Consider the following 10,931-nt stretch of genomic DNA (forward strand, 5'->3'; position numbering starts at 1 on the left):
GACCGTGCACCGGGGCACGGCCCACCCGTCACCGATAGCGCGTCCGGTGCTGGTTCTTGGCGTCGATGCACCCGGCGCGGGTCATGATGCGCTGCATGACCTGATGGTAACGCAGGAATACCATGACAGCCTGCCAGCGCAGGTCCGTGACCATCTGACCTGCAGGGTGGTGGAAAACCTCGTTCCTGTCGTGCAGAAGCATGACATCGAAGGCCTGGTCATGGGCGTGGAATAGCACGCCTTTCGACGGCGCAGTGGACGCTGGCAGGTTCAGCCAGACCTGCGAGCCAGACTTCCACCGTCGCCTCGGTGCAGGAGGGTCGCCTGACGCCGGTTGGGCGGATTTGTTGCTGCTCACCCTTGTAAACTCAGCAAGATTTGTGCGGGCAAGAGATGCCACAACGGCAAGGCAAAGCCGGAGGATCAATGGCAAACGATTATGAAAAGCGGCTGCTGCGGGTGTTGGATTACATCCATGATCATCCGGCGGGCGACCTGTCGCTTGATGCGCTCGCCGATGTGGCGGCGTTCAGCCGGTTTCACTGGCACCGCGTGTTTCGCGCGATGACCGGCGAAACCACCGCCCAGACGGTGAAACGGATGCGCATGCACCGCGCCGCCGTGGCCTTGGTGCGGGAAAACACCCCCGTCGCACGCATCGCATCAGATGTCGGATACCCAAACACCGCCAGCTTTGCCCGCGCCTTTGCGGAAATCTACCGCAGCAGCCCCGCAGCCTTTCGGGCGCGTGGCGAACTCAGACCCCTCAACCGCACCCTCAAACAGGAGATTACGCTCATGTTTCCCGTCACTGTCCGCAGCGAACCCACCCGCCGCCTTGCCGCCATGGCCCATTCCGGCCACTATTTCGAAATCAACCGCAGTTTCGAAAAGCTGTTTGCCAGCCTGTCGGCCCGCAATCTGGTGGGCAAGACCGGTCACATGGTCGGCGTGTTTTACAACGATCCCGCCCAGACCGCGCCCGCCGATCTGAAAAGCCATGCCGGTGTCGAGGTGCCGGCAACGCTTCCCGTCGATCCGCCGCTCGAGGTGGTCAGCCTGCCCGCTGCGCGGCATGCCGTGCTCACTTTCACCGGTCCCTATGCCGGGCTGCCCGCCGCTTATGACCAGCTGTTCGCCGTCTGGTTGCCGCAGTCGGGGGAAAAACCTGCCAACCTGCCCTCGTTCGAGGTCTATCTCAACTCGCCGATGGATACCGATCAGGATAGGCTGGTCACCGAAATCTGCCTGCCTCTGGAAGGATGACCACGATGAACCCACAGGTGCGGGCGGCCTTTGACACCGCCCCGCCATCGGCACGCGAAGGCATGCTGGCTTTGCGTCAGTTGATCCTTGATGTGGCTGCAGGTCTGCCTGAGGTCGGGCGCATCGAAGAAAGCCTGCGTTGGGGCGAACCGGCCTATCTTACCCCCGAAACCCGCTCTGGCAGCACCATCCGGATTGGCGCGCCACTGGGCGGCGGGTTTGCGCTATACTGCAACTGCAAGACGACGCTGATCGCCGGATACCGCGATCTGGCTGGGCCCGCCGCCCGGACACAAGGCAACCGCGCCGTGCTGTTCGCCAGTGTCGCGGATATCGATGCCGCGCTGATATCCATCCTGATCGCCCGTGCGCTGATGTGGCATTTGCCGCGGCGTGGTTAACGCATTCTGAATTTTTAAACACAGATTGAATGATTTCAAGGACTTGCAAGTTTGTCCACGCGTGGACACACCAAAAACAGCAGCGCCCCGAACCATAGGTCCGGGGCGTGCATCCTCCCCTTTTTGCCGCGCGGGGCCTCCTCTCCCCTGATGCGCGGCTCGGGTATTCTTTTCCAACCGCCTGTTCGAACGGCTAGCCTCTGCAAAGCGTGCCCGTTTTATCGGCAGCCTGTCAACGATTCCTGGCTGCATCGACTAGGTCTGCGAGCTGCCTGTCAGGGAATGTGCAGGCCCGATCTTCGCGATGGAAGTATTCCAGGTCGCGGCCTTCAGCGAACGCAGGAATTATAGCATCTCCGCGCGCCATTTTGAGGCTATGTTGCACGTCTTGCCTTGTTCCATCTTCGGACAGCTTGAATGGCATTTCGTAGCATTGCTTAACTCACAGAAGGGCAAAGGCCATATCCAGCGCGGCAGCAAAGTATTGCGTCGTCAACAACCTGATATAATTTCAGCCTGCCGCACGATCACCTCGGCCTGACGCATCGACGCGATGTCAACCAAGCGGCCCTTGTAGACCGTTGCGCCTTGACCGGCAGCTTTTGCCATCTCCATCGCGGTGAGGATTTCGCGCGCTTCATTGATGGCTGCGTCACTCGGGGTGAACACCTCATTGGCCAGCGCCACCTGCTTGGGGTGGATCGCCCATTTCCCGACCATCCCCAACGTCGCCGACCGCCGCGCCTGCGCCCGGAACCCCTCGTCATCGCTGAAATCACCAAACGGCCCGTCCACCGGCAAGACCCCGTGCGTCCGGCAGGCCGCGACAATCGCCGCCTGCGCCCAGTGCCATGGGTCCGACCAGTGTCGCACCCCGTCGCGGACCATGTAGTAGTTTTCCTGCGTCCCCCCGATCCCGGTCGTCTGCATCCCCATGCTGGCGGCGAAATCCGCCGCCCCCAGACTCATCGCCTGCAACCTGGGAGAGGAGGCGGCAATCTCCTCGACATGGGAAATCCCGGCCGCACTTTCGATGATCACCTCAAAGCTGATCGGCCTGCGGCCCATCGCCGCCTCGATCGAACTGACCAGCGCATCCACCGCATAGACATCTGCGGCGCAACCGACCTTGGGGATCATGATCTGATCAAGACGATCCCCGGCCTGCTCCAGCAGATCCACCACATCGCGGTACCAAAACGGCGTATCCAGTCCGTTGATCCGCACGCTTAAAGTCTTGCGCCCCCAATCCACCTCCGAGATCGCCCGGATGATGTTGGTCCGCGCCTGCGCCTTATCCGCCGGAGCGACCGAATCCTCCAGATCAAGGTTGACCACATCCGCAGCACTGGCCGCCATCTTGGCGAACAATTCGGGCCGCGACCCCGGGCCGAACAGCTGGCACCGGTTCGGGCGGGCAGGGGTTGCGGGCTGCGGGCGAAAGCTCATCACGGTCTCCGGATAAGGAAATTGCCAGAACGGGCTGTGCTTTGGTTAGATTATTGCTTTTATGCCCGCAAGGCCCAGTTTGCGGCTGCAGAACCCGACTGCCCGCTCGCCGGCAACGCCCCTTTTTCTGCCCGCCCGGCCGGGCTATGCCTGTGACATGATCCGCACCACGGCCGACACCTTCCGCCTTGCCCAGGCCTTTACCATCAGCCGCGGTTCCAAGACCGAGGTGCGGGCGCTGACCGTCCGCATCAGCCGCGACGGGGCCACCGGCCGGGGGGAATGCGTGCCCTATGCCCGCTATGGTGAAACGCTCGACAGTGTCCGCGCCCAGATCGAAGCCCTGCCGCCCGACATCAGCCGCGCCGCGCTGCAGACTGCGCTTGCGCCGGGCGCGGCGCGCAATGCGGTGGATTGCGCGCTTTGGGACCTTGCAGCCAAGCAGGCCGGTCAGCGGGTCTGGGCGCTGGCGGGCCTGCCACCGCCTGGGCCGGTGGTGACCGCGTTCACCCTGTCACTCGCCCCGCCGGATCAGATGCGCGCCGCCGCGGTCGCCAACGCGCAGCGCCCGGTCCTGAAGATCAAGTTGGGCACCCCCGACGACATGCCCCGGCTGGAGGCCGTCCACCAGGGCGCCCCCAGCGCCCGCCTGATCATCGATGCCAACGAGGGCTGGACGCCGGAGATCTACCGCGACCTCGCCCCGCATCTGCTTCGCCTAGGCGTGGCGCTGGTCGAACAGCCACTGCCCGCGGGCGAGGATCAGATGCTGGCCGAAATCGCCCGCCCGCTGCCGGTCTGCGCGGATGAAAGCTGCCATGACCGGGAGAGCCTCGCGGCGCTGAAGGGCAAGTATGACATGGTGAACCTCAAGCTCGACAAGACTGGCGGCCTGACCGAGGCGCTGGCAACCCGCGATCTGGCCCGCGCAATGGGCTTTCAGGTGATGGTCGGCTGCATGGTCGGCTCATCGCTGGCGATGGCGCCCGCCGTGCTTCTGGCGCAGGGCGCGGACTGGACAGACCTTGACGGCCCGCTGCTTCTGGCCGAAGACCGGGCGCATCCGCTGATTTATGATGCCAGCGGCGTCCACCCGCCCGATGCCAACCTCTGGGGATAGATCATGAGCCGCACCGTCTATGTGAACGGAGATTACCTGCCCGAGGCCGATGCCAAGGTGTCGATCTTTGATCGCGGGTTCCTGATGGCCGACGGGGTCTATGAGGTGACCTCGGTGCTGGACGGCAAGCTGATCGACTTTGAAGGCCATGCCGTGCGGCTGGCGCGGTCGCTGGCGGAACTGGAGATGGCGAGCCCGATCGGCGATGACGATCTTGCCGGCATGTTCCGCGAACTGGTGCGGCTGAACCGGATCGAGCAGGGGATGATCTATCTGCAGATCACGCGGGGCAATCCGGGGGATCGCAGTTTCGTGTTTCCGGATGCTTCGGTGCCGTCGACGATCGTGGCGTTCACGCAGGATGTGCCTAACCTTGCCGAGCCGCCGGTCGCGAAGGTGGGGTTCAAGGTGATCACCATCCCGGACCTGCGCTGGGACCGGGTCGATATCAAGACGACGCAGCTTTTGTATCCGTCGATGGGCAAGATGCTGGCGAGGAAGGCGGGGTGTGATGACAGCTGGTTCGTGGCTGACGGGGCGGTGACGGAGGGGACGTCGAACAACGCCTATATCGTCAAGGGCAACCGGATCATCACGCGGCAGCTGGGCAGCGATATCCTGCACGGGATCACCCGGGCGGCGGTGCTGCGGTTCGCGGCGGAGGCGCAGTTCGAGGTGGAGGAGCGGGCCTTTACGGTGGCCGAGGCGCAGGCGGCGGATGAGGCGTTTTCCACGGCAGCGTCGATCTTTGTGATGCCGGTGGTGGAGATTGATGGCAAGACCGTGGGGACCGGAAAGCCGGGGCCGGTGGCGGTGCGGCTGCGGGAGATCTATCTGGAGGAAATGCGGAAGACGGCGATCTGAAAAGGGCCTGTCCACGCGTGGACAAGTTTTCGGAGCGAACGATTTCAATGAGTTACAAAGTCGCGTTCACAGACTGTTAAGGATTGCACCGGGTGCTGGCGAAGATGAGTATTTGCGCAAAGAGCAAAACAATTTTAATCAAATTGGCGGTGTTTCAGCCTGCTGTCTGAACCAGGTGCAGCATCACGGCGGCATAGAACACCATGCTGGCCGCCAGAACGAAGATGTGCCAGATCGTGTAGTGAAACGGCAGGCGGTCGAACAAGAAGAACGCAACGCCGATTGTATAGAGCACGCCACCCGTCACGATCAGCACGATCACCGGTAGCGACAGGGTACCGAAGAATGCGCTGCCGGCAAACACCCCGGCCCAGCCCATCGCAAGGGCAATGCCCACCGCCAGAAACTTCAGCCGGTCGGGTGCCATGAACCGCATGCCGGAGCCCGCGAGGGCAGCCCCCCAAAGCCCGGTCAAGAGCCAGCCGCCTTGCCCGCCCGGCATCAGGGTGAAGGGCGTGTAAGTGGCGGCGATCTTGATGAAAATCGCGGTATGGTCGAGATGGCGGAAGAAGGCGCGGCGCCGTGCCTCGCGCGTCATGTTGTACAGGGCGGAACACAGCAGCATCAAGATTAGTGCCACGCCGTACAGCGTTGCCCCGGCAATGGCCGGGGTATCGTTGTGCAGCACCACTGCCAGCGTCACCAGTACCGGCACGGCCATCAGCGCGATCACCACGCCACTGACATGCACGACCGCGTCGCTGAGCCATTCGGCCCGTGAATAGCCGCTGCGTTGGGACAAGAGCATCATCACGCAAAGATAGTCGATTCCCGCCGGGCTGCACAGGAACGTGGCGTCACATGGTGGTGATCGGCGTCGGGCTGCCGGGCGGTGCCTAAGCTTTGGTCACATTCTGCTGGAAGGCCACGTCGAAGGCGGCTTTCTTGGCGGCGTCTGCCTGTGTCTGGTTCTGCGCCACCCAATCGGGGTAGGGCATGCCATAGACGATTTCGCGCGCCTGATCCTTGGTCATCGGAATGCCGCGCGCCTCGGCCGCCTCTTGATACCAGCGGCTGAGGCAGTTGCGGCAGAAGCCGGCCATGTTCATCAGGTCGATGTTTTGCACATCGGGCCGCGCTTCCATCAGGTGATGGACCAGCGCACGGAACGTGGCGGCTTCAAGCTCGGTCTGGGTCTTGGGGTCCATCGGTGTCCTCCGGTCAACAGGGTGCGGGGTTGCGGTGCCGAGGTCAAGCTTTCGGCGTGTCGAGCACCACGCTGCAAACAAGATCGGTCAGCCAGGCCACCCCGTTATCCTTGAGCGCGGCGCGGGTCGTGACCGCAGCCACGGTGCTGGGAGGCGCGTCAAATGGAAACGGCGTCCCGACCAGACCGAAGCGCGCGCCAAGCTTGGTGACCAGGCTATCGGGCAGTGACACTACAAGGTCGCTTTCGGCGGCAAGGAACAGGGCGGACGAAAAGCTTGGCGCCGTCATAATCACGTCGCGGCGGCGACCAAGTCTGGCAAGGGCTGCATCTGTCGCTGTGACCGGGTCGCCCCGGATGGACACGACCAGGTGCCGCGACTGGCAATAGGTGTCCAGCGTCGGGTTATGCGCATACGGATGGTCGGCACGTGTTGCCACAACCAGCCGACCCTCTCCCACCGGGCGGGTGGCAAAGCGTGCCGGGCAGGTGAGCCAAGGCACCAGCGCGACATCGAGTTCGCGAGACTCGAGCATGTTCAGCACGTGATCCCATGCGCCTTCGTCTACGGACTGGCGGAACGACGGCACGATATGAAGCACGGAGATCCCGATCCTGGGGGCCTGCCGTGCCAGTTGCGCGGACAAAGCCGGGCCGTATTCGCATAAAAAGGCATCTCCGGCGCCAAACCGGAACCGGCGGGTCGAGGTCGCGGCATCGAACGGCTCGGCGACGGCAATGATGTCACCAAGGTTCTCCAGCGCCTCGGCGATGCGGGGGGCGAGGGCCAAGGCCCGATCCGTGGGCACGACACCGCGTGGGGTCTTGAGGAAGAGGGGGTCGTTCAGCAGAACACGCAAGCGGCCGAGGCCATGGCTGACGGCTGACGGCGAGAGATTAAGCTCGGCTGCCGCACGGCCGACATTGCGATGACGCATCACCACCTCGAACAGGACGAGGAGGTTGAGGTCGCTGCGGGAGAGGTCAATCTGATTCAGCATATTGTTGAAATCATACCACTGGCTTCAGTATGCGAACAGTGCGATTTCGGCCGCCTCTTTCACCGATGAGGTTTTCCGATGCCATTTGATTCTACACTGCCCGCGCGCCTGAAGGCGCATCTGATGCCGCCAGAGACGGTGGCCGACTTCTGGAAGCCGCTGGGCCACGCCGTCTGGTTCGGCAAGGACCCGACGTTTGACCACGAGTTCCGCGAAACTTTTGCGACCGAGCATGAGGCCGCCGCGCGTGGCGAGTTGATGCCCTGGATCGGCACGCCCGAGGGCGCGCTGTCGCTGGTCATCCTTCTGGACCAGTATCCGCGCAACGCCTTTCGCGGCACAGCACGGATGTATGCCACAGACGCGCTGGCCCGGACTGTGGCGGACGCAGCGCTGCGGCTTGGCCATGCCGCAGCGATTGAACCGCCGCTGGGGTTGTTTTTCTATCTGCCCTTTGGTCATTCCGAGGAGCTGGCCGATCAGGACCGGGCGGTTGCCTTGTGTGTCGGGCTGCCAGACCCCGCACCAAGCCATTCGCGGCGCAATCGTGACATCATTGCGCGATTCGGTCGCTTTCCACACCGCAATGCGATTCTGGGCCGCAAGGCGATGGCAGAGGAGGACGCCTGGCTTGCCGATGGCGGCTACGCAGGATGAGGGGAAGTGTGCCGTTGAGCCAGCCGTGGCGCATCACCCAAGGCATCGACGTCTCCGGTCGAAAGATTCCGGCCGGGGACCAGACACGCCGGTCGGACCGTCCGACACCGACTTGAACCAATCGCAAAGGTATTGTCATGCGGATTTCTGATTTCTGTTTCCTGTTTGCGGGCCTGGCGGCCCTGACCGGAATGACCCTGGGCATCGTGATGGGCATTTCGCAGGACTTCGCCCTGGCGCCCGCCCATGCGCACCTGAACCTGCTGGGCTGGGTCACGATGGCGGTTTACGGGCTTTACCATCGGGGCACCGGTCGGACCCAAGGCACGCTTGGCTGGACCCAGGTCCTGGCCGGTGCAGTCGGCGCAGCGGTGATGAGCGGGGGGCTTGGCCTCTATCTGGCCAGCGGAAACGAGGCCATCGTGCCGCTGGTCGTGGTGGGATCGCTTGCGGCCTTTGCGGGCATGGCGCTTTTCGTAGTGATCGTGCTGGTTGACCTGCGTCGCAGCACCCAGGGGAAAGAGCCTCAGCCCTCGGCCTCGTGAAGGGCCGCGGTCAGGATCGGGGCGAGGCGCGCGGCCCAGTGGTCTTGCGCTGCCTCGGTTGCGATCAGGTCGTTTCTCAGCTCGATCAAGGCATTGTGGCGGCCGATTGCAAGGGCGTGGCGATCAATCGCGTCGCCGGGCAGGTGCCCGGCGTAGGGTTCATTGTCGCCAATGCAAAGATCAGCCTCCCATTCCAGCCGGGCGATCAACGGGCGCGAGAGGCGGTCATCCAGATGGCTGTGGAGCACGCCCACGTGCCAAGGGCGCGGCGGGCGGCCTTTGAGGCTGGGCGTGAAGGAATGGATTGCCACGATCACGGTATCGGTCTGGCGGGCGGCAAGCCGGGCATAGGCCGCGTGATAGGGGTGATAGAGCCGGTCCAGCCGTTCGTCCACCGCATGCCGGGGGATGTGGCGGTTGGCGGGAATGATGGTGCCGTCATAAAGCTGCATCACCAGCGTTGGATCAGCCTCGCCCCGGTTGGGATCTATCACCAGTCGGCTGAAATCCGACAGGATCGCGGGGCAGTCAAGCCTGCGGGCAAGGGCGCGCGCAAGGCCGGCGGCCCCCACATCCCACGCGATGTGACGCGCCATGTCGTGCGGCCCGATGCCGAGCGAGCCGCCACCGACCCAGTCTGGAACCCGGTTTGACGCGTGGTCACAACTGACCAGCCAGCGGCCGGGCCGCGCCTCTCCTTCGATCTGATAGGCCAATTGTTACCTCTGCTTGCCCAGTGTGTACGGCTATTCCAACCGAATGGCGGGGTCCACAGCGACGTTAGGGGGATGGGCCTTTGCTGGCGTCGGGGTTTTCAGGCAACCCGGGCACCGCAACGGCAGCCGGGGACTCGCAAATCAGAAAAACCTGCCGATGCGAATGAAAAGCCACGGGGGGGCGTTGCCCAAACCTTTGCTTTGCGCCATAACGCCTGCGGCCCACCGCGCATATCAACGCGACGAAAAGGAAAAAGGCATGAGACGCCTTCGGAACGTGAAAATCGTGGCCACTCTGGGCCCCGCCTCCAGCGACTACAAGATGATCCGCGCATTGTTCGAGGCAGGGGCCGACGTGTTCCGCCTGAACATGAGCCACGGCACGCATGAGGATATTCGCGCGCGCCATGTGATCATCAGGCAAGTGGAGGCTGATACCGGCCGCCCGATCGGCATTCTGGCGGATCTGCAGGGCCCGAAACTGCGGGTCGGCGTGTTTGCCAACGGGTCAGAAGAACTGGTTGAGGGCGCTGCGTTCCGGATGGATCTGTCGGCCACACCGGGCGACGTGACCCGCGTGAACCTGCCGCACCCCGAGATTTTTGCGGCATTGGAGCCTGGCACTTCGCTGTTGATAAACGATGGCAAGATCCGGCTGCAGGTGAACGCCTGTGGCAAGGATTTCGCCGATTGCACGGTGACGGTGGGCGGCACGATCTCTAACCGCAAGGGCGTGAACGTGCCCGACGTGGTGCTGCCGGTGGCGGCGCTGTCCGATAAGGACCGGGGCGATCTGGAATTTGCCTGCGAGCTGGGCGTGGACTGGCTGGCGCTGTCGTTCGTGCAGCGGCCCGAGGATGTGATCGAGGCGCGGACGCTTGCGCGTGGCCGGGCGGCGATCATGTCGAAGATCGAAAAGCCGGCGGCGGTGAAAGCCTATGACGCGATCCTGCAGGTGTCGGATGGCATCATGGTGGCGCGCGGCGATCTGGGGGTAGAGCTACCGGTGTATTCGGTGCCGCCGATCCAGAAGCGGCTGGTGCGCGGGGCGCGGGCGGCGGCCAAGCCGGTGATCGTGGCGACGCAGATGCTGGAATCGATGATCGAAGCGCCGGTGCCGACGCGGGCCGAGGTGTCCGACGTGGCGACGGCGATCTATGAGGGTGCCGATGCGATCATGCTGTCGGCGGAATCGGCCGCCGGAAAGTATCCGATCGAGGCGGTGACCACGATGAACAACGTGGCGATGAGCGTCGAGAAGGACCCGACCTACCGGTCAGTGATTGAAGCGAGCCGGGTGGTGCGGCGCGAATCGGTGGCGGACGGGATCGTGGCGGCGGCGCGCGAGATTGCCGAGGCCACCAACATCAAGGCGATCTGTTGCTTTAGCCAGTCGGGCACCACGGCGAGCCTTGTGGCACGCGAACGCCCGCATGTGCCGATCCTGGCGTTGACGCCGCTGATGTCGACGGCGCGGCGCATGGCGCTGACCTGGGGCGCGCATTGCGTGATCACCGAGCCGCAGGACCGGTTCAAGGGCGCGGTGCTGGCAGCGGTGCGTGCCGCGCGCGATGGCGGGTTTGCCACGGAGGAAGATCAGATCGTGGTCACCGCCGGGGTGCCGTTCAACGTGAAGGGCACCACCAACATCCTGCGCGTGGCACCTTGCGATGAACGGTTGATTTCGCGCGTCGATCCTGAATAA

13 protein-coding genes are annotated in these 10,931 nt (G+C 63.7%); 8 read left to right on the forward strand and 5 right to left on the reverse strand.

Translation table 11 applies throughout. The features are described from left to right. The 3 genes from RMO18_RS05865 to RMO18_RS05875 all read left to right on the forward strand — a co-directional run. The coding region (locus tag RMO18_RS05865) for a hypothetical protein (RefSeq protein ID WP_309664540.1) at window positions 1–235 on the forward strand (235 nt) is incomplete at its 5' end. Between the two features lie 191 nt (window positions 236–426). Then, window positions 427–1,266, forward strand: a complete 840-nt coding sequence (locus RMO18_RS05870; protein ID WP_309664541.1) for an AraC family transcriptional regulator — start codon at window positions 427–429, stop codon at window positions 1,264–1,266. Window positions 1,267–1,271: 5 nt separating this feature from the next. Then, window positions 1,272–1,667 (forward strand): DUF1801 domain-containing protein, encoded by a 396-nt coding sequence (locus RMO18_RS05875; protein WP_309664542.1) that lies wholly within the window; start codon window positions 1,272–1,274, stop codon window positions 1,665–1,667. 492 nt (window positions 1,668–2,159) lie between these two features. Here RMO18_RS05875 and RMO18_RS05880 read toward each other — a convergent pair whose 3' ends face one another. Continuing rightward, entirely contained in the window at window positions 2,160–3,116 is a 957-nt protein-coding gene (locus RMO18_RS05880; RefSeq protein ID WP_309664543.1) for an L-malyl-CoA/beta-methylmalyl-CoA lyase, read from the reverse strand. 157 nt (window positions 3,117–3,273) lie between these two features. Here RMO18_RS05880 and dgcA point away from each other — a divergent pair, with 157 nt between their 5' ends. Together dgcA and RMO18_RS05890 are read left to right on the forward strand one after the other, a co-directional pair. Then, window positions 3,274–4,236 (forward strand): N-acetyl-D-Glu racemase DgcA, encoded by a 963-nt coding sequence (gene dgcA, locus RMO18_RS05885; protein ID WP_309664544.1) that lies wholly within the window; start codon window positions 3,274–3,276, stop codon window positions 4,234–4,236. Window positions 4,237–4,239: 3 nt separating this feature from the next. Further along, window positions 4,240–5,100 (forward strand): D-amino-acid transaminase, encoded by an 861-nt coding sequence (locus tag RMO18_RS05890; RefSeq protein ID WP_309664545.1) that lies wholly within the window; start codon window positions 4,240–4,242, stop codon window positions 5,098–5,100. A 154-nt stretch (window positions 5,101–5,254) separates the two neighbouring features. Here the strand turns inward: RMO18_RS05890 and RMO18_RS05895 are convergent, their stop codons facing one another. The 3 genes from RMO18_RS05895 to RMO18_RS05905 form a co-directional block, all read right to left on the reverse strand. Further along, window positions 5,255–5,911 (reverse strand): hemolysin III family protein, encoded by a 657-nt coding sequence (locus tag RMO18_RS05895; protein ID WP_309664546.1) that lies wholly within the window; start codon window positions 5,909–5,911, stop codon window positions 5,255–5,257. Window positions 5,912–5,996: 85 nt separating this feature from the next. Beyond that, entirely contained in the window at window positions 5,997–6,308 is a 312-nt protein-coding gene (locus RMO18_RS05900; RefSeq protein ID WP_309664547.1) for a DUF1244 domain-containing protein, read from the reverse strand. A 43-nt stretch (window positions 6,309–6,351) separates the two neighbouring features. Next, window positions 6,352–7,308: a LysR family transcriptional regulator gene (locus RMO18_RS05905; RefSeq protein WP_309664548.1), complete on the reverse strand. Its 957-nt coding sequence runs from the start codon at window positions 7,306–7,308 to the stop codon at window positions 6,352–6,354. Window positions 7,309–7,386: 78 nt separating this feature from the next. On the opposite strand from RMO18_RS05905, the gene RMO18_RS05910 reads away from it, so the two are divergent. After that, window positions 7,387–7,965, forward strand: coding sequence for a DUF924 family protein (locus tag RMO18_RS05910; RefSeq protein WP_309664549.1), 579 nt, complete (start codon window positions 7,387–7,389; stop codon window positions 7,963–7,965). 137 nt (window positions 7,966–8,102) lie between these two features. Then, entirely contained in the window at window positions 8,103–8,510 is a 408-nt protein-coding gene (locus RMO18_RS05915) for a hypothetical protein (protein WP_309664550.1), read from the forward strand. On the opposite strand, the gene RMO18_RS05920 is transcribed toward RMO18_RS05915, so the two are convergent. After that, window positions 8,492–9,226, reverse strand: coding sequence for an N-formylglutamate amidohydrolase (locus tag RMO18_RS05920; protein WP_309664551.1), 735 nt, complete (start codon window positions 9,224–9,226; stop codon window positions 8,492–8,494). The two genes, RMO18_RS05915 and RMO18_RS05920, sit on opposite strands and share 19 nt — an antisense overlap. A 259-nt stretch (window positions 9,227–9,485) precedes the next feature. On the opposite strand from RMO18_RS05920, the gene pyk reads away from it, so the two are divergent. Further along, window positions 9,486–10,931, forward strand: coding sequence for a pyruvate kinase (gene pyk, locus RMO18_RS05925; RefSeq protein WP_309664552.1), 1,446 nt, complete (start codon window positions 9,486–9,488; stop codon window positions 10,929–10,931).

Source organism: Tabrizicola sp., assembly GCF_031377265.1.
Classification (GTDB): domain Bacteria; phylum Pseudomonadota; class Alphaproteobacteria; order Rhodobacterales; family Rhodobacteraceae; genus JAUYQR01.

What these genes read in the sequence shown, in the direction of transcription:
- RMO18_RS05910 (WP_309664549.1), top strand. Translation starts at nt 7,387, where the DNA reads ATGCCATTTGATTCTACACTGCCCGCGCGCCTGAAGGCGCATCTGATG.
- RMO18_RS05890 (WP_309664545.1), top strand. Translation starts at nt 4,240, where the DNA reads ATGAGCCGCACCGTCTATGTGAACGGAGATTACCTGCCCGAGGCCGAT.
- RMO18_RS05915 (WP_309664550.1), top strand. Translation starts at nt 8,103, where the DNA reads ATGCGGATTTCTGATTTCTGTTTCCTGTTTGCGGGCCTGGCGGCCCTG.
- RMO18_RS05870 (WP_309664541.1), top strand. Translation starts at nt 427, where the DNA reads ATGGCAAACGATTATGAAAAGCGGCTGCTGCGGGTGTTGGATTACATC.
- RMO18_RS05900 (WP_309664547.1), bottom strand. Translation starts at nt 6,308, where the DNA reads ATGGACCCCAAGACCCAGACCGAGCTTGAAGCCGCCACGTTCCGTGCG.
- pyk (WP_309664552.1), top strand. Translation starts at nt 9,486, where the DNA reads ATGAGACGCCTTCGGAACGTGAAAATCGTGGCCACTCTGGGCCCCGCC.
- RMO18_RS05880 (WP_309664543.1), bottom strand. Translation starts at nt 3,116, where the DNA reads ATGAGCTTTCGCCCGCAGCCCGCAACCCCTGCCCGCCCGAACCGGTGC.
- RMO18_RS05875 (WP_309664542.1), top strand. Translation starts at nt 1,272, where the DNA reads ATGAACCCACAGGTGCGGGCGGCCTTTGACACCGCCCCGCCATCGGCA.
- RMO18_RS05895 (WP_309664546.1), bottom strand. Translation starts at nt 5,911, where the DNA reads ATGATGCTCTTGTCCCAACGCAGCGGCTATTCACGGGCCGAATGGCTC.
- dgcA (WP_309664544.1), top strand. Translation starts at nt 3,274, where the DNA reads ATGATCCGCACCACGGCCGACACCTTCCGCCTTGCCCAGGCCTTTACC.
- RMO18_RS05905 (WP_309664548.1), bottom strand. Translation starts at nt 7,308, where the DNA reads ATGCTGAATCAGATTGACCTCTCCCGCAGCGACCTCAACCTCCTCGTC.